The following is a 23,934-nucleotide window of genomic DNA, read 5'->3' on the forward strand; positions in this document are numbered from 1 at the left end:
AGCCGATGTGATCCCATGAAAGCAGGCCTGTTCACTTATCACTTCAGCGACAACTACGGCGCGCTCTACCAGGCCTACGGGCTACGGCAGTGGCTGCGCGGTCGCGGGATCGACGCAGAGTTCGTCAACTACCACCCAACGTATGTCGAAGAGGGCGGTCCTCTGGACCGCCCTTGGAAGCTGTCGCTGTGGCGCAAGAACGCAACTATCCTATACATGAAACAGGCTCATCTGCGGCGCAGGATCTTTGGTGACCGCGCGCAGCACGCCCGGTTCGAAGCGTTCCGAAGCGATGTTCTGGGCGTCACCGGCCCGCGACTGAAACGGGCACAGGATCTGGCGCCGGAAATGATGCAATATGACATGCTGTTCTGTGGCTCGGACCAGATCTGGAATCCCTCGATCCAGCGCGGGCTGGATCCGGTCTATTTCCTTGATATCGCGGGGGCCGATCACGCCCGCAAGGTCTCCTTTGCGCCCAGCTTCGGCCGGACCGAGATCGAACCGCGCTACAACGAGGACGTGCGCCGCATGGCCTTGGGGTTGGACGGGCTGTCCGTGCGTGAAGGCTCGGGCGTTGATATTCTGGAGCGGGCAGGTGTGCCGCGGGATCGGGCCTTGGTGGTGCCGGACCCGACGATCCTTTTGGGCTGTTTCGATGAATTGCTGGGCGACAGTATCACCCCAGACGACAGCGTCTTCTGTTACGCCCTGCGCACCGACGAGGTGATCCGCGACGTGGCTGTGGAAACGGCACGGTTGACCGGAGGAGCTTTGCGGGCCCCGCGCACCACCCATCAGCGCTGGGGCGACATCGGCGAAGGCATCGTACCTGGGCCGGTGGAATGGCTGCAGAACTTGGCGCGGGCGCGTGTGGTGGTGTCCAACTCCTTCCACGGGGTGGCGCTGAGCGTGGTGCTCAACCGCCCTTTCATCGCCGTGGGCTTGCCGGGCAAACGCGCCAGCCTGAATGCCCGGGTGCAAAATCTGCTTGAGGTCGCGGGGCTTGAGCATCGGGCGGTCACCAGCGACGATCCTTCCCGTATCTGTGACTTGGTGCAAACACCTATCGACTGGGAGGCCACCAACGCCCGGCTTGCGGTGGTGCGCAGCGAGGCCGAAGCCTATTTAGATGCGGAAATCGCCGCAGCGCAACAGCCGCACAATAGGGAGACAGCAGGGTGACACAGGCAATCGAACAGGTCGTGACTTCCGGGCTCTGTGTCGGTTGTGGCGGTTGCGCCTTCGCCACTGGCGGACGGATGGTGCTGGACGCACACGGGTTCTATCGACCGGAACTGGGCGCAGGGGCAGATCGGGATGATCTGGACGCGGCCTGCCCGCTTCTGGTGCCCGACTTAGACGAAGACGCGCTGGCCGACCGATTTCTGCCCGAAACCCCGCAACGGGACCACAAGATCGGCAAATACGACAGGGTCTTTGCCGCCCATGCCGAAGAGGGTACATTTCGCCGGGACGGCAGTTCGGGTGGGCTTGGGTCGTGGATGGCCACTGAACTGCTGCGCAAGGGGATGATCGACGGGGTAATTCATGCCAGACCGGTCCCCCGTGACGGCGCTGAGGATCCGTTCTTTCGTTACGGCATCAGCCGTAGCGTCGAAGAGGTCACCCAAGCGGCGCACTCACATTACCATGTGGTCGAGATCTCGGAGGTGCTGGAGGAGGTCAAGTGCATCCCGGGCCGCTATCTGTTCATCGGAATACCCTGCATGGTCAAGGCCGTACGACGCGCGCAGGCCTTGGATCCGGATCTGTCAGACCGGATCCTATTCACCATGGGACTAGTCTGTGGGCATCTGAAAAGCGTGCATTGGGCCCTGTCGCTGGGCTGGGCGGCAGGCATCGCCCCTAAAGATATCGACAGCATTACCTTCCGTGTAAAATCCGAGAACGTGCCCGCTAAGGCCTACTACTTCGGCCTTCATAAACGCGGGGCGCCCGCCCCTGAGGTGCATGACTCCGCGCCGCTGACCGGGGGAAAGTTCAACCTTGGCGCCATGATGCCCGATGCCTGCAACTATTGTGACGACGTGGTGGCCGAGACCGCGGATTTGACCATAGGAGACGCGTGGTTGCCGCGGTATTCCTTTGATTGGCGCGGCAAGAACATGGTCATCTCGCGGCACCCTGAGCTGACTGCGCTGGTGCAAGCCGCCAGCGAAGAGGGTCGCGTCATTATCGAACCTATGACCGCCAAAGAGGCGGCCGATGCCCAGGCTGGCGGATTTCGACAGCGTCGCGAAGGGCTAGCACACCGGCTCGCGCGGCGCGCGGCGCGTGGGCACTGGGTGCCAAAAAAACGCGATCTGCCGGACATGACCCTCCCGGGACTGCTGCGCGCCCGGATCTACAACCGGCGCGAAGAAATCGCTCAACAGTCGCGTGGGGCCTTTCGCAAGGCGCTCGATGAGGGGAGCATCACCCTTTATGATCGTGAAATGGCCCCAATTTTCAAGAACTTGCGCCGACTCGAACTCCTCGCGGCCTCCACGCGCATCATCTCGGTGCGGCTGCGGGCGCTGTTCTCACGGAGGCGTTCGTGACCGAACAGACCAAGCCCCCTTCACGCCTCTATATCGACTCCCTGAGCCGCAGGAGCAAAGTCCTGCGTGCGCTCTGGCAGATAACACGAGCGCTATTTTTTGCCACGCTGCCCGGTCCGCTGTTCAAGCGGTGGCGGATCTTTCTGCTTCGCCTCTTCGGCGCCACCATCGGCCAAGGTTGCCGGGTCGACGCCTCGTGCAGGGTATGGTGGCCGGGCAACCTGGAGATGGGTAACTATGCCTGCCTTGCAGATGCAGTGGATTGCTACAACGTTGCGCTGATCACCATCGGTGACTACGCCACGGTCAGTCAACGGGCATTCCTATGCTCGGCCAGCCATGCCACGGACACGCTGGCCCGACCGTTGATCCACGCACCGATCACTATCGAGACCCACGCATGGGTCTGTGCGGAAGCCTTTGTCGGCCCCGGTGTGACCCTACGCGAAGGTGCCGTACTGGGTGCTCGTGGGCTGGCGATCCGCAACCTTGAACCTTGGACGATCTATGCTGGCAATCCTGCCCGCGCCTTGAAACCACGCGAGATCCGCCCATGAGCCTGACTGTTATCATCCTGACTAAGGACGAGGAACGCCATATCGCCCGCGCCATTAACGCAATCCACGAGATCGCTGACCAGATACTTGTGGTAGATAGCGGTTCGACCGACAACACCGTGGAAATCGCGCGCGGACTAGGTGCCATCGTATTGGAAAATCCTTGGACAAACTACGCAACCCAACTGAACTGGGCTATAGACAACGTACCAGAAAGTACCGAATGGATCATGCGGCTGGACGCCGATGAGATTGTTCAGCCCGCGCTGGCCCGAGAAATAGCCGAGGGGCTGCCACGGATTTTGCCCAAGATCGACGGTATCTATGTCTCGCGCCGCATGACTTTCCTGCGGCGTCCAATTCTTTGGGGTGGGGTGTTTCCAGTGCGCGTCCTACGACTGTTCCGCAAAGGCCGCGGCCGCTGCGAAATGCGATGGATGGACGAACACATCCTCGTCGAGGGACCGACCGTGGACTTCCAAGGAGAACTGATCGACGATAACCATAACTCGCTTACCTGGTGGACGCAAAAGCACAATTCCTACGCTAGTCGCGAAGTCGTGGATATGCTGAACCTGGAGTACGGCTTCATGCCGCATGAGACGATCGCCGATCTGCGTGGTGTCGAGCAAGCTGGCGTCAAGCGTTGGCTGAAGGAAAATGTCTATGCCCGGCTGCCCGGCGGTCTACGAGCCTTTGTCTATTTCCTTTACCGCTACTTGCTGCGCTTGGGTTTTCTGGATGGCGCGCAGGGCACCGCCTTTCACGTGTTGCAGGGCTTCTGGTACCGTTATCTGGTCGACATGAAGCTGTATGAGGTCAAGGCGGCGATGGCGCGGGACGGACTGGATGCGGTGAGCGCCATCCGCGAGGTGCTGGGCATCACGGTCAACGCGCAGGATGAGGGCGCAAAGGGTCGCGCCGGGTCCTGACCGAGACATTGGTCAGGACCCGGCGCGACCTGATCCGGAGGCCACCGCCGGTAGCCCCACGATCACGAGATACAGCATCAAGGCTTGAGGAAAGAAGAACTCCAGCCGCATCATCATGAAGACCACGAAAAGCATCAGTCCGCGCCGGCCCAGTCGCAGGGTGGCGGTCCCGCCCAAGACGGCCAGCGCCAACGCTGCGACGATGCCCCCCTCGAAGATCATGTAGACGCCGAAGCCTAGGGATTTGGCATAGATGCAGTGATCACAAAGCGCGCTACGGTTGCCGAACAAGGTCGCCATGGCATCGCGTGTCTCGATGTCCTCCAGCAGCAACTGCTTGACGTACAGGCTCCCATCTGTCCCGCCCCGTTCGACAAAACGGACTGTCAGGAAGTCCAAGGACAAAAGCCCGAGAAGCGGCAGAACCTGAAGGATCAGAAAGACCGTGCCAGCCAAGCTAATGACAAAGATCAAGACGGTCTTGGCAGACAGGCGATCAGACAATAAGATGGACACTGTCACGACCACCGCCAGCACCATGGCTGTCACCGACAGCGTTCCCGCCAGAAGCAGCACGGCCAGCCAGTGAAACCAAGTCGGCTTGCGCGTGCCCATTAGCGACAGCATGGTCAGCCCGGCAAAATTGATCGCAAATGAGCCCGGTTCAGTGTGGTGCCCGGCATAGCGATTCAACCCCCATGTCGTGATGACCCCTTCACGATCGACGCCAAGATAATTGAACATCGAAGGATCGAAGGGCAGACCCAATTGCCCCGCCAGGAGAACCTCGCCAAGGTACAGCGCGGCATTCAGAATCGCGGCGTAATAGGCATAGGTAGGCAAACGCTGCAAGAAGGGTCCAACCGGCAAGCAGAGCACGGCCAGAGCAAATCCCATGACAGCGATCATATGCTGCAGCACAGATAGCGCGATTGCTCCTAGCAGGACGAGCGCAAGTGCAAACAGGAACCGGGCACGCACGGGCCCGTCCGCCGCCAGCGGCTCAGTGCCTCCTGCGGCAAGAGCGATACAGAACAGACACAGAAACAGAATAGGTAAATAGAGTATGATGAACTGAGTGGCCCCGCCGCCGCCTCCTTGGGTGAAGGTCACGAAAAGCAGCAGCGTCCCGGCCATAGTCGCAACGAGAGAATCGCTCCCCACGGTAGCCGTCCGGCTTTCTGGCACACCCACCAAGCTCACCACGGCCCCCCGCACCGGAACCCGGGGCAAAAGCCACGCTGGGGTTCTCGCTGAAAATCGAGAAGAACAGTACGGACTGGCATGATCCCGGCACCCAAGTAGCTCAGCATATTCATAGACCAGAACGCGCGGGCTTTGGCAACCTCCATGCCCTATAGCGGCAAGCCGGCGCCATGATCGCCGCTAAGGCTATCGATACCCCGTGGCCGATGACTTACCACAGTTTTTTTCCGATTTTTGAAGGGGGTATAAAAAACGCGTTGCTCTTGCGTCGTTCCTGTGCAACGACCAACCTTGAGCGCAGATTAATAGAGTATCCATCCCGTATGTCACAGGCACCTCAGACCACGATCCTGGGCAAACTGCCATCTTTCACTGCGCTTCAAACACAAGAAGACCTGACGCTGCTTTCGTTGATGTCCACTTTGTGGCGACATAAGTGGATCATGCTGTTTAGTGTAGTTATTTTCATAATCTTGGGCGGATATTACGCCTTCGGCGTGGCAGATTCCAAATATGCTTCCATCACCACGCTGACGCTGCAACCACGCAACGAACAACTGATTGATATCGAAAAGGTGATCTCGGGAGTATCCCCCAACGAGGAGACAATTAATACCGAACTTCAAGTCATTAAGTCACGGGCTTTGCTGGAAAAACTGATAGAAAAAATCGATCTGATCTCAGACCCCGAGTTTAACACCCGCCTGAGGCAAGATAAATCATTTTCCGCAGGACAGCTGCGCCGCACAATCAGCACGGTTTTAACAGACCTGTTTTCCGACTCTCCCATCCGTGAGGAGCGTGACGAAGCGGCGCGTCGGCGTATGATGATGATTGAAACGGTCGATGAGCTAAAACGCGCGATAACGACCGATTACCTGCGCGACACGTACATATACCACATCAGGGTCACGACTGGTAACCCGACGAAATCGGAGCGTCTGGCTAACGCACTGGCCGATGTTTACATCCAAGACCAGATCGACCAAAAATTCATAGCAACAGAACGTGCTATCACTTGGCTTGCTGACCGTGTCGCGGAACTGAGCATTGAGCTGGAAGAGAAGCAGGACTTGGCCGAAAGCATGCGCGCGCAGCTCGACCTAGTTAACACCGATGCTTTGGAGATTGCGAACCGAAGGGCCCGCTCCCTGCGTACTCAGCTCGAGAACGCTCAAGCCGATCTCGCACGGTTGGTCGCCCAGCGTGAAGCTTTGAACCAAGCCAATGCTTCGATCTCTCCCGAAGACTTGGCGCTGCAATTGAATGATCCCTTTCTTGACCGCCTGCTGTCTGGTTTGAACGACAACGATGCGCAAGCGCTAGAGCTTTTTGAAAACCGCGTCGAGGAGCTCCGTTCTTCGCTAGACACGGACATCCTCAGGACCGAACAGAAAATCGCAGCGCTGCGTCCCTCGCTGGTCCAGGTCGAGGCGGAAATGGCGACGCAATCCGATGATCTTTTGGCTTTTCAACAGCTTGAGCGTGACCTCCAATCGACCCGTTCTCTTTACGAAACCTTCTTGAACCGTCTCAAAGAGGCCTCGGTTCAACGAGGTTTGCAACAGGCAGACAGCCGCGTCCTGTCGGCAGCTACACCCGGATTACCTGTGGCGCCGCGCCGGACCCGGATCTTGCTGCTCTCGGGAGTTCTGGGGTTGATGTTCGGCGCCGGAATCGTTTCGTTGCGCCAATTCAAGCGCAGAGGGGTACGTACCGCCGAAGACCTGGAGACGCTGACCGGCCTTTCTGTGCTGGGGCAGATCCCGAAGATGCCGATCCGCAAGCGTATGGATCTTCTGCCTTACCTTGAGAATAAGCCAGCCTCAGCCGCAGCAGAGGCAATCCGCAACCTGCGCACCTCGCTTATGCTCAATAATATTGATACCCCCCCACAGCTGATCATGTCCACGTCGGCGGTTCCAGGAGAAGGCAAGACAACGCATTCGATCACCTTGGCGCGGAACCTTGCCAACTTGGACAAGCGTGTCCTATTGATGGAGGGCGATCTGCGCCGTCTCAACTTTCATATGTATTTTGGCACCTCCCGAGATGCGTCAGGTCTGGTCGCGACGCTGAGTGGCGATAGTCCTCTGGAAGAAGTCATCACCCGCCACGACGGTAGCAATCTCGACCTTCTGACAGGCGGCTTGACGACGTCAAATCCGGTGGATATTTTCGCCTCCGAAGGCTTCGCCACGCTTCTGAGAACACTACGGACGCAGTACGACTACATCATCATCGACACGCCACCGCTTCTGGCAGTGCCGGACGCGCTAGTGATTGGTCAGTACGTGGATGCTGTCCTGATTTCCGTAGCTTGGGACAAAACTCCGCGTGAACAAATCATTCAGGCGCTCCGCAAGCTGGAGACGGTCAACATCCAACCGGCAGGGCTGGTGTTGTCAATGATTGATCCCAAAGGCATGAGGCGCTATGGATATTACAGCTATTATGACACTTACAACAGCCCCTACCATAAAAACTAAGGGGCTTGATTGGTGCAAACGGTCATAACACCCATAGCTGGCCTTGCCGGTGTGTGTACGTCCGCGACGGGGAGGCTCCCCCTCTGATCTTATTGTATGCGACTTCGCAGGTTCCTTTACCTAGGGTCAGGATTCATAACCAGTAGATGACGACGACCGCGAGGGCGATGGCTGAAAGGAATACTCTGGGGCATCGGTCATAGTGAGTCGCCACGCGCCTCCAGTCCTTGAGCCTGCCGAACATGATCTCGATGCAATTTCGCCGGTTTTAGACCCCATGATCGCTGTGTGAACTGACTGGGTCGGTGGCCTCTCCCGCGGCATTCTCCGTTCGAGGGTTGCGCCGGATGGGCCGGTGCAGAGCCTCAGGAATGGGGGGAGACCACATGTAGGATACACGTTCATCGGGCTGGATGTCCACAAGGCGACGATCTCGGTGGCTGTTGCGCAAGGAAATCGCGGCGGCGAGGTAAGGCGCTGGGGCACGATCCCGAACCGGCCCGATCACGTCCGCAGGCTTGCCGAGAAGTTGGGTTGCAACGGGCGACGGCTCCATTTCTGCTACGAGGCGGGGCCTTGCGGCTATGATCTTCATCGCCAGCAGACTGAACTCGGACATGACTGCATGGTCGTCGCGCCTTTGCTCATCCGGTGAAGGCGGGCGACCGCGTGAAGACCGACCGCCGCGATGCGGTCATGCTGGCGCAACTGCACCGGTCCTGCGAACTGACGGCGGTGTGGGTTCCGGATGCCGCGCATGAGGCGGTGCGCGATCTGGTTAGGGCTCGAGCGACGGCGATGCGGGTGCTCGGCAAGGCGCGGCAGCATTTGCAGGGTATCCTGCTCCGCCACGGGCGCATCTATCCGGGCAAGAAAGGATGGATGGTTGCCTATCGCAGATGGCTGACGACAGTGCGCTTCCAGCATCCCGCGCAGCAGATCGTGTTCCAGGATTATGTCGACGCCGTGGCCGATGCCGAAGCGCTGGTCGAGAAGCTGACCGGCAGATCGCCGACCTGCTGCCGAGCTGCTCCCTGGCACCCGTGGGCGAAGCCGTGCAAGCAATGCGCGGGGTCGCCTTCATCGTTGCGGTGACGGTTGTGGCCGAGGTCGGCGACTTCCACCGCTTCGACAATCCGCGGCAGCTGATGGCCTATCTGGGGCTCACGCCATCAGAGCACTCCACCGGCGCCAGCGTGCGCCGAGGCGGAATCACCAAGGCAGGCAGTGGCCTCGCGCGACGCGCCTTGATCAAAGGCGCGTGGAGCTATCGGATGCAGGCGCGCGTCAGCCGCAAGCTCCACGACCGGATCGAAGGGCTGCCCAAGTCTGTCCGTGACATCGCGTGGAAGGGGCAAGTGCGAATGTGCCGGCGCTACCGGCACCTAGTGCTGCCGGGAAGGTGAGGGTCGCCGTCATCACGGCTATCGCACGTGAGGCGGCCGGCTTCATCTGGGCCATCGCCAGAGCGGTGACGGCCGCCCCGGCCTGATACGCGAGCACCCGACGCCGCGAAGACAAGACGCTCCGATCATGCTGATGCGCAAGGTTGGGGACAGAACTCGGTGGGGAACCCTCGTGGCCTGTTATGAGCCGACATAGTCGACGCTCGTCACTTAACGAGGCAGTCCCAGGACGAAACCACGGTCATGCGATAACCAACCTGCGCATGAGAGCTTGCTCAACCGTCGTCTCAGTTCCGTCTCCTCCCTTGCGCATCTACATCCTACTGCGCTTGGCTTCGGCGGATTATTGGGCGTGGAGCAAAGGCTTGACAGCGATCATGAGAGCGAGAAGCCGGGGCCGTTCATGCCTTGTAGTTCCAAGGTATGAGAGCGTCGATCTCGGCGCTTGGCCATTGGTTGGCGATCCGGTACAGCGTCTGGGTCATCCATCGCATCAGTCCAAGTCCAGCGCCACTCTCACAACCATAGAGTGAAATCTGCCGCTCTGCGGTTGCGAGAACCGTCAGGCCTGCTATCGCTGTCGCAGCAATTTCTGAACGGGATTTTTTTCGATGACTCCTATGATCACCCCCGTGCTTTTGTGTGGCGGCTCCGGTACCCGGCTCTGGCCGTTGTCGCGCAAGTCTTACCCCAAGCAGTTCGTGCCGCTGGTGGGGGAAGAGACGCTGTTTCAGGCCTCTGCCAAGCGCCTGTCGGGGCGCGCTTCCGATCTGGCCTTTGCCGCGCCGCTGGTGCTGACCAATTCCGATTTCCGCTTCATCGTCACCGAACAGCTGATGGCGATCGGCATTGATCCCGGCGCCATCCTGATCGAGCCGGAAGGCCGCAACACCGCCCCGGCCATTCTTGCCGCCGCCCTGCATGCCGTGGCCACCGACCCCGAGGCGGTCCTGCTGATCGCGCCCTCCGACCATGTGGTGCCCGATGCGGAGGCCTTCCGCGCCGCCGTGGCCCGCGGGCTGGGTGCCGTGGCGCAGGGCGATCTGGTCACCTTCGGCATCACCCCCGACCGGCCCGAGACCGGCTATGGCTATCTGGAACTGGCCAGCGCCCCCGACGCCTCCGGCGCGCCGGTCAAGCTCAAGCGCTTTGTCGAAAAGCCCGATGCCGCGCGCGCGGCAGAGATGCTGGCCGAGGGCAGTTTCCTGTGGAATGCGGGCATCTTCCTGACCCGCGCCCGCGATCTGCTCGCCGCGTTCGAGACCCATGCCGCGGGTCTGATGGCGCCGGTCACGGCGGCGCTGGCCGAGGCCAAGCCCGATCTGGGCTTCCTGCGGCTGGCGCCGGGCCCGTGGTCCGAGGCGCCCGACATCTCCATCGACTATGCGGTGATGGAAAAGGCGCCGAACCTGTCGGTGGTGCCCTTCACCGCCGCATGGTCGGATCTGGGCGGCTGGGATGCGGTCTGGCGCGAAAGCGGCCCCGATGCGCAGGGGGTGGTGACCTCAAACGGGGCCATCGCCATCGACTGCGAAAACACCCTGCTGCGCTCGGACAGCGACCGGCTGGAAGTGGTGGGCATCGGGCTGAAGAACGTCATGGCCGTGGCCATGAACGACGCGGTGCTGGTGGCCGACATGAGCCGGGCGCAGGACGTGAAGCTGGCGGTCGAGGCGCTGAAGAAGAAAGGCGCGGCGCAGGCCACGCATTTCCCGAAAGATCACCGCCCCTGGGGCTGGTTCGAAAGCCTCGTGGTCGGCAACCGCTTTCAGGTCAAGCGCATCCTTGTCCATCCGGGTGCCGCCCTGTCGCTGCAGAGCCATTTCCACCGCTCCGAACACTGGATCGTGGTCGAGGGCACGGCGCGGGTCACCGTGGATGACAAGGTCACGCTGGTGACGGAAAACCAGTCGGTCTATCTGCCTCTGGGCTGCGTGCATCGCATGGAAAATCCCGGCCGCGTGCCCATGGTGCTGATCGAGGTTCAGACCGGCGCCTATGTCGGCGAGGATGACATCGTGCGCTACGAGGATGTCTACGCCCGCACCTGACGCCACCGGTCGGACGGACGGAAAAACCCTGTTCGCCGGAACAGGGTCTTTTTTATGGGATGTCCAAAAAACCTGTTGGCAGGCTTCGGACGATCCCTCTTCGCAGCGGGGATTACCTGCGGGCGGGCCGCGAACCCAGTTCCTGAAAGAACCGGAGCAGGTAGCCATCCGGGTCGGCCACGACAAACTGCCTGTTTCCGCCCTCTTCGGCACCGACGCGATACCACCTATCCTCGACGGGAAGGAAAAGAGGGTGCGCGTTGCGTGCAAGGGCTTCGACGAGCGGCGCTATGGAGGGCACACGGATCTGAACATTCAGTCCCTTTCCGAAGGGATAGTCTTCGGGAAGATGCCCCGCCTCGAAAGTGCGGCCTTGTCCGATCTGGTCGATCATCAGTTCCGCCTCGCCCAGGCGGAGATAACAGAAGCCTTCCTCCTCGCGCTCATAAGCGCAATCGAAACCGAGGATGTCGCAGTAAAACGACTTCGACCTTCGCCAGTCAGAGACGGCAAACTCCGGGACCAGTGTATTGCTCAACCTTCATCCTCCCGGAACGGAGGATCCTTTTTGGGACAAAACTGCTCTGTCGACAACCGGCTCGGACACGATATTTGACGGCAGTGAGACTACCCTATGAGGCTCGTATTACGTCCGCCGGTCGCCTCCCGGCCAGCCGAACCTCCAGCCACCGGATGTAGCCGTTGAGGTTCTTCGTGGCCGGTCCGCAGCATGGCCTGATGAGGCGACGCGACCCAACACGATTTGAGGACATTCGCCTTTTATGGGGATGCCCGGTCCGGGGCAGGCGCAGGGGCGGTCTCCCGTGCTGCGCAAAGCCCGGCGCGGGGCGGGATCCTACACGATCTCGACATCAGCCGCCGTGATCAGCGGGCGGCTGTCGAGCATGGCGAACAGGACCGCGTCGGCGCTGCCCGTGCCATCGGCGTCAAAATAGAGGCTGCCGCTGGCCCGGTCATAGATCAGCCGGTCCTCCGCGCCCTGCGCCACGGTGCCGAACTGCAGCGCGCCTGCCGCGAGCGGCCCCACCTCCAGCCCGGCAAAGGCGCGGGCGTGCAGCTCGATCCTGTCGGTGCCGGAGATGAAATCGGTGATATGGTCAAGAGTGCCGTCCCCCGGCACGAGGTTGAACACGAAGCTGTCCGCCCCGCCATTGCCGGTCAGGGTGTCATTGCCCCGCGCCCAGCCAGCCGGTTGTCGCCGGAATTGCCGCGCTGCTCGCCCTCGTAGAGGCCGCCGTCATACCGCACGGCATCGATAGCTCCGGTGCCGGTCAGGCGGATATTCTCGATGTCCTGCGCCGCATCAAAGGCCACCGAAACCGAGGTGATCACCGTGTCCGACTGGCCGAAGCGCCTGTCCTCCCCCTCGATGACATCGCCCTCATCGTCCAGAATGTAGGTGTCGTTGCCGGGGCCGCCGCGCAGCGTATCGGCCCCTGTGCCACCATCCAGCAGGTCATTGCCGTTATTGCTGTGCAGCAGATCGTTGCCGGCGCCGCCGCGCAGCGTGTCATCGGCAGTGCCGCCGTAGATCGTGTCATCCCCGCCATTGCCCTGCAGCAGAAGAGCTGTCTTGTTGTTAAAATAATACGGGGAAATGTGGTTGGCGCCGCCATTGCCATTCCCGACACGGGCGCCGCCCTGCAGGGTAAGATCCTCCAATGCCGGGGCGAGGGTCATGTCGATGGCGGAATGGACGCTGTCTCTGCCGCCCCCCGCCGTCTCGACGATGCGGTCGCCGGCATCATCGATGTAATAGTCGTCATCGCCCGCGCCGCCCGACAGGTGATCGGTCCCCGGGCCACCGGACAGCGTATCCTGCCCCGCGCCCCCCAGCAGCGTGTCGTCCCCCGCGCCTCCGTCAAGCCGGTCATGGCCCTCGCGTCCCTCGATGCGGTCGTTGCCGCCATAGCTGAATAAGCCGTCATCCCCCCTGCTGCCGCGCAGCGTATTGGCCAGACTGTTGGCCTGAACCACGCCAGAGCGGCCCGCCCCGATGATCAAGACGTTTTCCACATGCGTGTCGCCCAGGGACACGCTGACATTGGTGATGACATGGTCAATGCCGGAATGGCCGGCGCTTTCCAGAACGATGGCATCCTGCCACCGGGGGTGGGGCCCGATCAGGTAATAGAGGTCCGACCCGTCGCCGCCCGACAGCACATCAAGCCCGTCGCCGCCGATCAGCGTGTCATCGCCGCCCTGCCCCTGAAGCGCGTCATTCCCGGCCCCGCCGGTGATCAGATCGGCCTCGGAGGTGCCGGAAATGGCGTCATCGCCGGGTCCTGCGGAGGCGGAAAGATCGGTCAGCACCATGGCTTCGCCGGGGGCAAAGGCGGCATCGCGCCGAGAGACGAGGACGGGCGAAAGGGCGGCAGGCCCCCCCACAGTCCCGGCCTGAAGGTTAGGAGGGACAGCGCCCTTGCGTCAACTGCCGAGTGCCGGAGCAGGAGCGGGCCCGCGCCTCCTCCCCGCAGCGGGCGTGAGCAGGCCTGCGTCCCGGCAGAAGCCCTGCCCTCTCCGGACCGCTTTGGCCCTGCTGCCGCTGCGGACGGTTCCGGCAGGGGCGCCCCGGTCATAGCCTGTGGTTATAGCGGCCCGCGCAAACGGAGTTTGCCCAGAGGGCGAACCTCTGGTCTGAGGTCAAAAACCGCATCAGGAGGGGCTGTCATGCAGGTATCGATCGTGGGCGCCGGAGGGGTGGCCTATTCCTATGCCGCCGTGCTGGCAGAGCGGGGCCATCAGCCGAGGATCTGGTCGCCCTCGGGCAGGCGCGGGGCGGAACTGGCGGCGGGCGCGCCGCTGCAGGCCAGCACCGCGCTGGAGGGATCCTTCGCTGTCGAGGTCGCGCGGTCGGTGAAGGATCTGGCGGAGGCCGGGACCGTCATCTTCGCCCTTCCGGCCTATGGCTATCACGAGGTGATGGGCCGGGTCGTGCCCGTGCTGCGCGACGGGCAGACCCTCATCCTCAGCGGGCATCTGTCCTTTGCCGCCGTCTATCTGTCGAAACTGCTGGCGGCGCGCGGTCTTGCCTGCCCGATCGTGGTCTGGAACACCACCGCCTCGACGGGGCGGCAGACCGGACCCACCTCGGTGTCGATCTCCATGCTGCGGCCAAAGGTCGAGATGGCGGCCCTTCCCGACCGGGCGGGCGAGGCGGCGCTTCTGCTGTGCCGCAGCCTGTTCGGCGACCGGTTCGCCCTGTCGGACGACATGCTCGGCGTCGATCTCGGCAATCTCAATCCGATCGTGCATTACGGGATCGCCCTTTTCAACCTGACCCGGATGGAGCTGGCGGAGGACTGGGCGCAGCAGGCGCATATCACCCCGGCCGTGGCCCGTTTCCTCGAGGATCTGGACCGCGAGCGGCTGGCGGTGGCGGAGGCGCTCGGCGTCCGGACCCGCAGCATCCATCAGGCCTATGCCGTGCCGGGCAAGATCGAGATCGGGCCGCTGGCCGAGATGCTGCGCCAGATCACCGCCACGCGGAAGGGCGTGAACGGGCCCAGATCGCTGGACACCCGTTATGTGACCGAAGACGTGCCCTACGGGCTGCTGACGACGGTGCGGCTGGCCGATCTGGCGCAGGTCGAGGTGCCGCTGCACCGGGCCGGGATCACGATTTTCTCCGCCCTCTATGGCCGGGATTTTGCCGCCGAAAACCGGATCCTGCCGGAAATCGACGCGGCCTTCGCCTCGGCAGCGACCCTGCGCCGCGCCGTCACTCAGGGCTGGGCGGCGATCTGATCCAGCGGGCGGGCGAGCAGCCCGTCCACCCCCGCCACCCGGTCTGCGGCAAGATCCGCCGCCAGATCCTGCAGAGCCCGGCCCAGCAGCGGCGCCCCGAGGGAGTCGGTGACCGCGCGGGCCTTCCCCTGCAGATCCTCCCAGCTTAGCGGATCCGAAGCCTCGCCCCGGGGGGAGGTGACCGGCGAGACGAGCCTGCGCCCGGACCCGCTGACCGTGACCCGCGCCAGCGTCTCCTGCGGGAAGCGGGCGTCAAGATCCGCAGACAGGACCAGCGACACGCGCTGCGCCAGAGCCTCCACCGCCGGATCATGCAGGACGTCCTGCCGCAGATGCATCAGCCCCCGCTCCCCCCGCCGCAGGGCAAGCGCAAGGCAGTAGGGAATGCTGTATTGCAGATCGGTCAGGTTGGCGGGCCGCGTCAGGTTCGAGATCCGCAGCGCGCCGCTGGTCGTCTCGACCGTGATCGCCTCGGCCCCGGTCAGGTCATGCGCCGCCCTCAGCCCCAGCAGCGCCTCCAGCGGGGCGTGAACATGGCGGCAGCAGGCGTAAAGCTTGTGATAGACGCGGCAGATCTGCGGATCCTCCCCGATCCGCAGCGGGCCCTGCAGGTCGTAATGGCGGGCGCTGTCCAGAATGTTTCTGGGGCCGCTATGGCCCGCCTCGGCCAGATGCAGCGCGGCAATCCCGGTCACCACCGACCACGGGATCCCCTCCTTCACGTCGCTGCCCTCGGGATCGGGATCGCGCGGCGGCGGCGCGCTGGCAAAAAGCTGGTTCGGCGCGGTTTCCCCGGCAATCGCCAGCGCATGTTCAAGGACGGCGGCAGAGGTGCCGCTCAGCGCCCCTGCCGTGGCGGCGGCGGCATAGGCGCCCCATGTGCCGGTATTGCCATAGCTGCGCCGGGCCGCGGCGATGGTGATCCCGACCTCGTATCCGATCGCGATCGCGGACAGGATCCGCTCCCACGAGGCCTGCCGGGCCTGCCCGACGGCAAGCGCGGCGGGGATCACCACCGCGCCGGGATGGCCGCGCGCCAGCCGGTGGCCATCATCCAGATCCTGCGCCGAGGCCGCCGCGCTGTTGGCCCATGCAGCCCCGAGGGCGGAGGCGGTCCTGCCCGAGAACCAGACCGGCACCGGGCCCTGCCCCATCAGATCCGCCACGCGGCGGACGGCCTGCGGGCCGCGATCCGCATGCCCCGCCGCCGCCGCCACGATCAGGTCAAACAGGCAGCGCAGCGCCGCCTCGCGGGTCTGCCCGGCAAGGGGGATATCCCGCGCCTGCACGACATAGGCAGCGAGGGAGGTCAGCATCCTGCGGTCCATCTAGTGCTCCATGACCAGATGATCGATGCCGGCCTGATGATACTGCCGCTGCGGGGGCACGTAATCCGCGGGCCGGATCGGGCTCGGGATCTCGTCGCTGGCCAGCGGCTCGCGGACCCGGCGGCGGGCCGGATCGGGCACCGGCACCGCCGAGAGCAGCTTGCGCGTATAGGGGTGCTGCGGATTGCCGAAGACCTGCGCGCGCGGCCCGATCTCCACCACCTCGCCCAGATACATCACCGCCACCCGGTGACTGACCCGCTCGACCACCGCCATGTCATGGCTGATGAACAGATAGGCGAGCCCCAGCCGCGCCTGCAGATCCAGCAGGAGGTTCACGATCTGCGCCTTGATCGACACATCCAGCGCCGAGACGGATTCATCGGCCACGATCAGCCGCGGCTCCATCCCCAGGGCGCGGGCGATGCAGATGCGCTGGCGCTGTCCGCCAGAAAACTCATGCGGATAGCGCCCCGCCACCCCGGCGGGCAGCCCTACCTGTTCAAGCAGGGCCGCCACCCGCCGCCGCGCCGTCTGCCGGTCCGCCAGCCCATGCACCAGCATCGGTTCCGCAATCGCGGCGCCGACGGTCTGGCGGGGATCAAGGCTGGCATAGGGATCCTGAAAGATCATCTGCATCCGGCACCGCTCGGCCTGCAGGCTGGACTTGCTCAGCGAAGAGAGAGAGCGCCCCCCGATCAGCACCTCGCCCGAGCTGGGCGTCTCGAGATGCAGGATGGACCGGCCCGTGGTCGATTTCCCGCAGCCGCTTTCCCCGACAAGGGCCAGCGTTTCCCCCGCCCGCACGTCGAAGGACACGTTTTCCACCGCATGGACGCGCCCGCGGATGCCCCGGAAAAGACCGCCCCGGATGTCGAAGCGCGTCGTCAGGTTGCGCACCTGCAGCAGCGGCTCCTCCTCGCGGCGGACGGTGTCCGTCTCGGGCACCGGGGGCGTCGTCGTGGTGCCGTGCTCGTCCATCTCGGGAAAGGGCGTCGGGCGGTCCGAACCACCCATCGCGCCCAGTTTCGGCACGGCAAAAAGCAGCGTGCGGGTATAGGGATGCTGCGGTCTGGCAAAGATGTCGCGGCAGGTGCCCGCCTCGACCACATCGCCCCGCCGCATCACCACGGCGCGGTCGGCGATTTCGGCGACCACGCCCATGTCATGGGTGATGAACAGCACGCCCATCTTTTCCTCGTCCTGCAGCTCCTTGATAAGCTGCAGGATCTGCGCCTGAATGGTCACGTCCAGCGCCGTGGTCGGCTCGTCGGCGATCAGCAGCTTGGGGCGGCAGGCCAGTGCTATGGCGATCATCACGCGCTGGCGCATCCCGCCCGAGAACTGGTGCGGAAATTCGTCCAGCCGCCGCCGGGCCGAGGGAATGCGGACACGCTCGAGCAGCGCCAGCGCCTCGGCCCGCGCGGCGGTGTGGCTCATGGAGCGGTGGATCGACAGCGATTCCGCGATCTGCTCGCCCACCGTCATGGTCGGGTTGAGCGAGGTCATCGGTTCCTGAAACACCATGGCGATCCTGTTGCCCCGGATATCGGCCATCGCCGCCTCGTTGAGGCGGGTCAGATCCCTGCCGTCGAACCGGATGCTGCCCTGCGCGATCCGCGCCCCCGGCGGCAGGAGCCGCAGGATGGACAGCGCCGTGACCGACTTGCCCGAGCCGGATTCCCCCACGACGGCTAGCGTCTCGTTCGCGTGGATCTGCAGCGACAGGTCATGGACGGCGGGCTGCCAGCCGCCGGGGCTGCGGAATTCGGTGCGCAGGTTCTGCACGTCAAGGATCGGAGAACTGTCGGGGATCATGGGCTGTCCTCTCATTCCGCGCGGGTTTTGGGATCGATCGCGTCGCGCAGGGCGTCGCCAAGAATGTTGAGCGCAAGCACCGTCATCAGGATCGCGAGGCTCGGAAAGACCGCCAGCCACCACGAGTCGAGAATGTTCTCGAAGCCCTCGCGGATCATGCTGCCCCATGTCGGCGTGGGCGGCGGCACGCCGAGCCCGATGAAGCTGAGCGCGGCTTCGGTCCGGATCGCGCTCGCCATCCACATCGAGCCCATCACCACCACCTCGGAGACCATGTTGGGGAAAATGTGCAGGCCCATGAGGCGCGGAGTGGAAAAGCCCATCGCGCGGCCCGCCTCGATGAAATCGCGCTGCTTGAGGGCAATGGTCGGCGCGCGGGCCACCCGGGCGAAGGGCGCAATTTCGGTGATGGCGATGGCGATCACCAGATTTTCGAAACTGGCGCCCAGCATCGCGGCGATCATCAGGCCCAGCAGCAGCGTCGGAAAGGACAGCATGACATCGAGAAAGCTCATCACCACGCGGTCGAAGATGCCGCCGATGAAGCCCGACAGGATGCCGATGGCCGATCCGATCACCATCGCGATCAGGATCGCGACAAAGCCCACGACCAGCGACACGCGCGCGCCATAGATCAGCCGGGACAGCACGTCCCGCCCGTAAGTGTCCGTGCCCAGCCAGAAGTCGGCGGAAGGCGGCTGGAGCCGGTTGATGATGTGCTGCTCCAGCGGATCGTAAGGCGCCAGCAGCGGCGCGAAGACGGCGGCGCAGACGATGACCAGCAGCAGCGCCAGCCCGACCCAGGACAGCCGGTTGCGGCGGAAGGCCAGCCACAGGGCGTTCTGGCGGGCGGGGATTTCGGAGGTTATGGACATCAGTTGTATTTCACCCTCGGATCGACCAGCCCGTAGGCGATGTCTGTCAGCATGTTCACAAAGATCACGAATGTCGCGAAGACGACCATCAGGCCCTGCAGCAGGGTGTAGTCACGGGCGTTCAGCGCCCCAAGGATCAGCCGCCCCAGCCCGGGCCGCGAAAAGACGATCTCGGTCAGGACGGAATTGCCGATCAGCGTCCCGAAATAGAGGCCGACGATGGTGACCACCGGGATCAGCGCGTTGCGCAGCGCATGCCGCCGGATCAGCGCGCCGGGGCGCACGCCCTTGGCGCGGGCGGTGCGGATGTAATCCTCGTTGAGCACGCCCAGCATGGAGGAGCGCGTGACCCGGGTGATGTAGGCTGTCATGATCAGGCCCAGATTCAGCGCAGGCAGGGCGAGGCTGCGCAGGTGATCGCCGACCCCGCTGCCGCTGCTGCCGATCACCGGGAACCAGCGCAGATGCACGGCAAAGGCCAGCAGCATCAGGATGCCCGAGACGAAGGCGGGAAAGGACAGGCCGATCAGCGACAGGACGCGGCTGAAATAATCCGGCCACAGGTTCCGGTGCAGGGCGGCATAGGTGCCAAGCGGAATGCCGAAGATCGCGCCGATCACCAGCGCCGCCGCCGTCAGTTCCAGCGTGTAGGGCAGCACGACCGCCACCTCCTGCAGCACGCTGCGGCCGGTGGCGAGCGAGCGGCCAAAATCGCCGGTGGCCGCCTTGGCCAGAAAATCGATGTATTGAACGTGGATCGGCTGATCCAGTCCAAGCTGGCTGCGCATCGCCGCCAGAGATTCCGCGCTGGCCTGATCGCCCAGAATGGCGATGGCAGCATCCCCCGGCACCAGCCTGACCAGCACGAAGACGACGGTCAGCATCAGAAGCAGGGTCGGAATCGCCAGAAGGACGCGCCGGATCATGTATTGGGTCATGCGGCGGCTCCCTGAAGTGTCAGACGGTCGGAGGTGAAGGGCTGCAGGGTCTCTGGCACGATCCCCGTCGTCACCATCTTGGCCATGGCAGCCCCTGCGGCGGGCACAAGCTGGAATCCGTGCCCCGAGAAGCCGAAGATGTGGAACAGCCCCTCGGTCTTGCCCGGGCAGATGACCGGCAGCAGATCCTGCGTCTTGCCCTCGATCCCCGACCAGCAGCGGGTGATCCGGGTGCCCGCGACCGACGGCATCAGCTCCGCCGCCGCCGCCGCCCCCCGGGCCAGCGCGTGGAAATCCAGCGCGGTGCGCCCGCTGTCGAGGTCATAGCGCCCCTGAATGCCCCCGCCCAGCACCAGCGTGCCCTGCGAGGACTGCTTGAAGGACAGGGACCGGCCCACGATGCTGACCACCGGGCGGATGGTCTGGGTCAGCCGTTCGGTCACCATCATCATCGAGGCCTTCGCGGAGAGCGGGATCGTCTCTCCCGCCATCGCGGCGATGCGGGATCCCCAGGCGCCTGCGGCATTCACCACCCGGGGTGCCGCGAACCTGCCCGCCTTTGTCTCCACCGTCCAGCCGTCGCGGCTGTGCTGCAGGGACCGGACCGGCGCGCCTTCAAGGATGGTGACACCCGCCCGCTGTGCGGCGGCGCGGAACGCCACCAGCGTGCGGTGCGGGTCCGCCGCACCATCATCGGCGGCATAGGCAGCGCCGATGAATTTGTGGTTGAGACCCGGCACGAGCTGGCGCAGCTGGTCCTGCCCGATGACCGTTTCATTGGCATAGCCCTGCGCCGTCAGGCGCGAGATGCGCTGCGTCTCGGCTTCAAGCTGGGCGTCGCTGGCGACGACCCGAAGCTGGCCATGGGCGTGAAAGCCGCAATCGTCCGCCACCAGATCGGCGATCCGGTGCCACATCTCCATGGCGATGACCGAAAGCGGCATCTCGAGCGGGTTGCGCCCCAGCGTGCGCACCCCGGCAGCCGAGGCGCCGGAGGCGTGGCGGCCCACGAATTCGCCTTCCAGAACGGTGACCTGCGCCCCGCCTCTGGCCAGATGCAGGGCGGCGGACAGGCCATGCAGGCCGCCTCCGATGACAAGGACATCCGGATTGGTCATGGCGCCTCGCGCCCCTCTTCCAGAGCCGCAAGCTCTCCCAGCGTGACCGGTTTCAGCGGCGGGCGGATGCGGAAGAAGCCGGTCTCTCCCCGGCTCTGGCCGTATTCTTCGGAGAGGATCCGGTTCACGCCATAGCCGCATTGCCGCCCCTGACAGGGGCCCATGCCGCAGCGGGTATAGGCCTTGATCTGGTTCGGGCCGCCCCGGTGCAGCTTGGCCGCGGCCCGGATGTCGCCCGCGGTCAGTTCCTCGCAGCGGCAGAGCACCGTCTCGTCCGGGATCTCCGCCTCGGGGGGCGGGTAAAGCGCGTCGATCACCGGGCGGGCGGCGGTCCGCTGGTCCAGCGCCCGGCGCGCGCTGCGCAGCGCCGGATCAGGCGATCCCACCCCCAGACGCTGCGCGATGCCAAGGGCGGCGATGCGGCCCCGGGCCTCGGCGGCCAGCGCGCCTGCGATCCCCGCGCCGTCGCCCGCAAGATAGAGCCCCTCGACGCTGGTCATGCCGAACTCATCCGTGCGCGGCACAAAACATCCCTGCGCGTCGGACCAGTCATGGTCGCAGTTCATCGCCAGCGTGGCATGGATCGACGGCACGACGCCTTCGTGCAGAAGCACCAGCGAGGCCGGCTTCTGATGCGTCACGCCGTCAGCGGTGGTGTAGGCGATGGACTCGACCCGCTCCTGCCCGAGCGCCCGCAGGTCGCGCACGCCGCGCAGCCATGGAAAGCCTTCCGCCTGCAGGGCCCGCATCCATTTCAGCCCCTTGAGCAGGTCGCTGCGGCCCCGCAGGGCCGCAAGGGCATGGGGGAGCACCCGGCCCGCCTGCCCGCGCGGCGTCGTGTCGAGATAGCCCGCGATCCTGCCGCCAAGCGCCAGCAGCTGGCGCATGTAGAGCAGCGGCAGCGGTCCGGATCCGGCGATCCAGACCGGCGCGTCAGGGATCTGGGCCGAGGTTTTCAGCAGGATCTGCGCAGCCCCGACCGTCATCACCCCGGGCAGGGTCCAGCCCGGAATGGCGACGGGGCGTTCCTGCGCGCCGGTTGCCAGCAGCACGGCGCGGTATTTTCGCGAAAAGGCCGCCCCCTCCTTCGACATGAAGACCTGAAAGCCCGGTTCAAGATGCCAGAGCCGGGTTCCCGGCAGATAGGCGACCCCCGAGGCGCGGAAGCGGGCGATACGCGCCTGCCCCTCGGCATAGTCCGGACCCAGAGCCGCACGCAGGCTGTCGGATCGCGCGGCTTCGCTGGCGCGCCAGATCTGGCCGCCGGGCAGCGCCTGTTCGTCGACGACCAGCGGGGCCAGCCCCAGTTCGGCCATCTGCACCGCCGCCGCCATGCCTGCCGGACCTGCGCCGACGATCAGGATGTCATGTTGGGATGTCATAGCGTGATCCTCAGCTTGCCTCGGGGACGCTCGATCCGCATGCCGGGCCGGGCTTCGACCAGACAGGTCTGCACCGAGGTCTCGTCATCCACCGTCGCCAGACAGTCGAAACAGACGCCCATCAGGCAGAACGGCGCCCGCGGCGTTTCCTTGACCGGCGTGTGCCGGGCGATATGCGGGGCGGTGCGCAGCAGGACCGCCGCGACGGTGTCGCCGGGACGGGCAATGGCCGCCACCCCGTCGATATAGACATGGAAAGAGGAAACACCGGGATCAGTGAGCTGTCTGAACATCAAAGCGCCTGTGATGGAAGGGATCGTAGGACTCGGGAAGCGTGCCGGAGGCGATATGCCCGGCCAGTTCCTGTGAATGGATCGCGGCGAGCGTCACGCCGGAATGGCAGCTGGCACTGAAGATGCCCGGATGCTGCCGCGACTGCGCGTAGACGGGATGGCCGTCCGGCGTCATGATCCGCAGGCCCGACCAGTGCCGGACCATCTGCACCCGGGCCAGCGCCGGGGCGATCTCGATCGTCTTGCGCGACAGCCATGCCGAGGCGCGGGTGGTCGCGGCGGTATCGGGCCCGACCTCTTCCTTTGTCGCCCCGATCATCATCGTGCCCTCGGCGGTCTGCCGCAGCCCGCTGCAGGGAAAGGGCAGGACCGGGGCAAGACGCTGCGTGACCAGAACCTGCCCGCGCTGCGCGCGGATGGGCACCTCCAGCCCGACCTGACGGCCAAGCGCGCCGCTGGCGATGCCTGCGGCGATGACGACCCGCCCGGCCCGCCAGACCGATGCGCCGCTGCGCACCGCATAGCCCCCGCCCTCGGCGCGGATCTCCTGCACCGTGCTGTTGCCCCTGATGCAGCCGCCCTGCCGCTGGATCGCGCTGTGCAGCGCCGACAGCAGATGGAGCGGGTTCACATGGCCGTCGCGCCTGCCGAAGCTCGCGCCGCTGACGCGGTTGCCAAGCCGCAGATCCGGCAGCAGATCCTGCACCTCGTGGCGGTCCAGCATCTCCACATCCGGATCCCCCGCCGCCGGGTTCAGGGCAAGATGTTCCGCATGCAGCCTGTCGATCAGGGCCCTGCGCTGCGCGAGCCCCTCGTCGCCCATGCAGAAGGCAAGCCCGCCCTTGCGTTCATAGTCGATCCGGGCGCCGCCTGCATCGTCGCGCAGCCCCTCCAGAAAGGCGGGCCACATGTCGCTGCTGCGCTTGGTCAGATCCTGATAGGCGGGCATGCCCCTGCCCTTGCCCTGCGCCCAGACCAGACCAAAATTCGCCCGGGCGGCCCGGAAATCGGTATCCGCGCCGTCCAGCACGAGAACCCGCAGACCGCGCAACCCGAGGCCATACCCGATGGCGGCACCCACGGTGCCCGCCCCGACCACGATCGCATCAAATTCCGCCATGTCGTCTCCTGTCATCTGTTGCCAGCCTAGACCGGGCGAAGTTATCGTCACAAAGACCGATTTTCAGCTTCGGTATTCCACGAGGTTAT

At 64.4% G+C, this 23,934-nt stretch carries 19 protein-coding genes and 2 pseudogenes; 8 read left to right on the forward strand and 13 right to left on the reverse strand.

What is annotated here, in order from left to right; translation table 11 throughout:
* Positions 1–15: 15 nt before the first annotated feature.
* From BLR51_RS17485 to BLR51_RS17500, 4 genes are read left to right on the forward strand one after another with little or no spacing between them, the layout of a single operon-like run.
* Entirely contained in the window at positions 16–1,185 is a 1,170-nt protein-coding gene (locus tag BLR51_RS17485; RefSeq protein WP_165616865.1) for a polysaccharide pyruvyl transferase family protein, read from the forward strand.
* A complete protein-coding gene (locus tag BLR51_RS17490) occupies positions 1,182–2,564 on the forward strand; it encodes a Coenzyme F420 hydrogenase/dehydrogenase, beta subunit C-terminal domain (protein WP_131821838.1) in 1,383 nt (460 codons plus the stop codon). The genes BLR51_RS17485 and BLR51_RS17490 overlap by 4 nt, the downstream gene beginning before the upstream one ends.
* Positions 2,561–3,121 (forward strand): LbetaH domain-containing protein, encoded by a 561-nt coding sequence (locus BLR51_RS17495; protein ID WP_089849400.1) that lies wholly within the window; start codon positions 2,561–2,563, stop codon positions 3,119–3,121. Before BLR51_RS17490 ends, BLR51_RS17495 begins: the two co-directional genes overlap by 4 nt.
* Entirely contained in the window at positions 3,118–4,053 is a 936-nt protein-coding gene (locus BLR51_RS17500) for a glycosyltransferase family 2 protein (RefSeq protein WP_089849402.1), read from the forward strand. The genes BLR51_RS17495 and BLR51_RS17500 overlap by 4 nt, the downstream gene beginning before the upstream one ends.
* 12 nt (positions 4,054–4,065) lie before the next feature.
* On the opposite strand, the gene BLR51_RS17505 is transcribed toward BLR51_RS17500, so the two are convergent.
* Positions 4,066–5,190 (reverse strand): hypothetical protein, encoded by a 1,125-nt coding sequence (locus tag BLR51_RS17505; protein WP_131821839.1) that lies wholly within the window; start codon positions 5,188–5,190, stop codon positions 4,066–4,068.
* 239 nt (positions 5,191–5,429) lie between these two features.
* Between BLR51_RS17505 and BLR51_RS17510 the strand changes: the two genes are divergently transcribed.
* Complete coding sequence (locus tag BLR51_RS17510) at positions 5,430–7,748, forward strand: GumC family protein (RefSeq protein ID WP_089849406.1); 2,319 nt, start codon at positions 5,430–5,432, stop codon at positions 7,746–7,748.
* A 133-nt stretch (positions 7,749–7,881) separates the two neighbouring features.
* Here BLR51_RS17510 and BLR51_RS17515 read toward each other — a convergent pair.
* A pseudogene (locus BLR51_RS17515) lies at positions 7,882–8,013 on the reverse strand (transposase); the annotation flags it as partial.
* Positions 8,014–8,103: 90 nt separating this feature from the next.
* On the opposite strand from BLR51_RS17515, the pseudogene BLR51_RS17520 reads away from it, so the two are divergent.
* Together BLR51_RS17520 and BLR51_RS17525 are read left to right on the forward strand one after the other, a co-directional pair.
* Positions 8,104–9,240 (forward strand): annotated as a pseudogene (locus tag BLR51_RS17520) (IS110 family RNA-guided transposase).
* Positions 9,241–9,774: 534 nt separating this feature from the next.
* A complete protein-coding gene (locus BLR51_RS17525; RefSeq protein WP_089849408.1) occupies positions 9,775–11,205 on the forward strand; it encodes a mannose-1-phosphate guanylyltransferase/mannose-6-phosphate isomerase in 1,431 nt (476 codons plus the stop codon).
* A 112-nt stretch (positions 11,206–11,317) separates the two neighbouring features.
* On the opposite strand, the gene BLR51_RS17530 is transcribed toward BLR51_RS17525, so the two are convergent.
* The 3 genes from BLR51_RS17530 to BLR51_RS17540 form a co-directional block, all read right to left on the reverse strand.
* Positions 11,318–11,743 carry a bleomycin resistance protein gene (locus BLR51_RS17530; protein WP_089849411.1) on the reverse strand — a complete coding sequence of 142 codons (426 nt, stop codon included), beginning with the start codon at positions 11,741–11,743 and terminating at the stop codon, positions 11,318–11,320.
* 318 nt (positions 11,744–12,061) lie between these two features.
* Positions 12,062–12,358: a hypothetical protein gene (locus tag BLR51_RS17535; protein WP_089849413.1), complete on the reverse strand. Its 297-nt coding sequence runs from the start codon at positions 12,356–12,358 to the stop codon at positions 12,062–12,064.
* A gap of 26 nt (positions 12,359–12,384) precedes the next feature.
* Positions 12,385–13,614 (reverse strand): calcium-binding protein, encoded by a 1,230-nt coding sequence (locus tag BLR51_RS17540; protein WP_089849415.1) that lies wholly within the window; start codon positions 13,612–13,614, stop codon positions 12,385–12,387.
* A 282-nt stretch (positions 13,615–13,896) separates the two neighbouring features.
* On the opposite strand from BLR51_RS17540, the gene BLR51_RS27195 reads away from it, so the two are divergent.
* Positions 13,897–14,973, forward strand: a complete 1,077-nt coding sequence (locus BLR51_RS27195) for an NAD/NADP octopine/nopaline dehydrogenase family protein (RefSeq protein ID WP_110506213.1) — start codon at positions 13,897–13,899, stop codon at positions 14,971–14,973.
* Here the strand turns inward: BLR51_RS27195 and BLR51_RS17550 are convergent.
* From BLR51_RS17550 to BLR51_RS17585, 8 genes are read right to left on the reverse strand one after another with little or no spacing between them, the layout of a single operon-like run.
* Entirely contained in the window at positions 14,952–16,301 is a 1,350-nt protein-coding gene (locus BLR51_RS17550; protein WP_207543653.1) for an MmgE/PrpD family protein, read from the reverse strand. The genes BLR51_RS27195 and BLR51_RS17550 overlap by 22 nt on opposite strands.
* Complete coding sequence (locus tag BLR51_RS17555) at positions 16,302–18,119, reverse strand: ABC transporter ATP-binding protein (protein WP_089849417.1); 1,818 nt, start codon at positions 18,117–18,119, stop codon at positions 16,302–16,304.
* A gap of 11 nt (positions 18,120–18,130) precedes the next feature.
* Complete coding sequence (locus BLR51_RS17560; protein ID WP_089849419.1) at positions 18,131–18,994, reverse strand: ABC transporter permease; 864 nt, start codon at positions 18,992–18,994, stop codon at positions 18,131–18,133.
* The gene (locus tag BLR51_RS17565; RefSeq protein ID WP_089849421.1) at positions 18,994–19,932 is read right to left on the reverse strand and encodes an ABC transporter permease; all 939 of its coding nucleotides are present in this window, start codon (positions 19,930–19,932) and stop codon (positions 18,994–18,996) included. The genes BLR51_RS17560 and BLR51_RS17565 overlap by 1 nt, the downstream gene beginning before the upstream one ends.
* Complete coding sequence (locus tag BLR51_RS17570; protein WP_089849423.1) at positions 19,929–21,050, reverse strand: NAD(P)/FAD-dependent oxidoreductase; 1,122 nt, start codon at positions 21,048–21,050, stop codon at positions 19,929–19,931. The genes BLR51_RS17565 and BLR51_RS17570 overlap by 4 nt, the downstream gene beginning before the upstream one ends.
* On the reverse strand, positions 21,047–22,432 hold the full coding sequence (locus BLR51_RS17575; protein WP_089849424.1) for an FAD/NAD(P)-dependent oxidoreductase: 1,386 nt from the start codon (positions 22,430–22,432) through the stop codon (positions 21,047–21,049). Before BLR51_RS17575 ends, BLR51_RS17570 begins: the two co-directional genes overlap by 4 nt.
* Positions 22,429–22,725: a (2Fe-2S)-binding protein gene (locus tag BLR51_RS17580; RefSeq protein ID WP_089849426.1), complete on the reverse strand. Its 297-nt coding sequence runs from the start codon at positions 22,723–22,725 to the stop codon at positions 22,429–22,431. Before BLR51_RS17580 ends, BLR51_RS17575 begins: the two co-directional genes overlap by 4 nt.
* Positions 22,706–23,845, reverse strand: coding sequence for an NAD(P)/FAD-dependent oxidoreductase (locus BLR51_RS17585; RefSeq protein ID WP_089849428.1), 1,140 nt, complete (start codon positions 23,843–23,845; stop codon positions 22,706–22,708). Before BLR51_RS17585 ends, BLR51_RS17580 begins: the two co-directional genes overlap by 20 nt.
* Between the last annotated feature and the right edge of the window lie 89 nt (positions 23,846–23,934).

The sequence above is a fragment of the Salipiger marinus genome, assembly GCF_900100085.1.
GTDB classification, from domain to species: Bacteria; Pseudomonadota; Alphaproteobacteria; order Rhodobacterales; family Rhodobacteraceae; genus Salipiger; species Salipiger marinus.

What these genes read in the sequence shown, in the direction of transcription:
- BLR51_RS17485 (WP_165616865.1), top strand. Translation starts at nt 16, where the DNA reads ATGAAAGCAGGCCTGTTCACTTATCACTTCAGCGACAACTACGGCGCG.
- BLR51_RS17500 (WP_089849402.1), top strand. Translation starts at nt 3,118, where the DNA reads ATGAGCCTGACTGTTATCATCCTGACTAAGGACGAGGAACGCCATATC.
- BLR51_RS17505 (WP_131821839.1), bottom strand. Translation starts at nt 5,190, where the DNA reads ATGGCCGGGACGCTGCTGCTTTTCGTGACCTTCACCCAAGGAGGCGGC.
- BLR51_RS17510 (WP_089849406.1), top strand. Translation starts at nt 5,430, where the DNA reads ATGATCGCCGCTAAGGCTATCGATACCCCGTGGCCGATGACTTACCAC.
- BLR51_RS17525 (WP_089849408.1), top strand. Translation starts at nt 9,775, where the DNA reads ATGATCACCCCCGTGCTTTTGTGTGGCGGCTCCGGTACCCGGCTCTGG.
- BLR51_RS27195 (WP_110506213.1), top strand. Translation starts at nt 13,897, where the DNA reads ATGCAGGTATCGATCGTGGGCGCCGGAGGGGTGGCCTATTCCTATGCC.
- BLR51_RS17550 (WP_207543653.1), bottom strand. Translation starts at nt 16,301, where the DNA reads ATGGACCGCAGGATGCTGACCTCCCTCGCTGCCTATGTCGTGCAGGCG.
- BLR51_RS17555 (WP_089849417.1), bottom strand. Translation starts at nt 18,119, where the DNA reads ATGATCCCCGACAGTTCTCCGATCCTTGACGTGCAGAACCTGCGCACC.
- BLR51_RS17560 (WP_089849419.1), bottom strand. Translation starts at nt 18,994, where the DNA reads ATGTCCATAACCTCCGAAATCCCCGCCCGCCAGAACGCCCTGTGGCTG.
- BLR51_RS17565 (WP_089849421.1), bottom strand. Translation starts at nt 19,932, where the DNA reads ATGACCCAATACATGATCCGGCGCGTCCTTCTGGCGATTCCGACCCTG.
- BLR51_RS17570 (WP_089849423.1), bottom strand. Translation starts at nt 21,050, where the DNA reads ATGACCAATCCGGATGTCCTTGTCATCGGAGGCGGCCTGCATGGCCTG.
- BLR51_RS17575 (WP_089849424.1), bottom strand. Translation starts at nt 22,432, where the DNA reads ATGACATCCCAACATGACATCCTGATCGTCGGCGCAGGTCCGGCAGGC.
- BLR51_RS17580 (WP_089849426.1), bottom strand. Translation starts at nt 22,725, where the DNA reads ATGTTCAGACAGCTCACTGATCCCGGTGTTTCCTCTTTCCATGTCTAT.
- BLR51_RS17585 (WP_089849428.1), bottom strand. Translation starts at nt 23,845, where the DNA reads ATGGCGGAATTTGATGCGATCGTGGTCGGGGCGGGCACCGTGGGTGCC.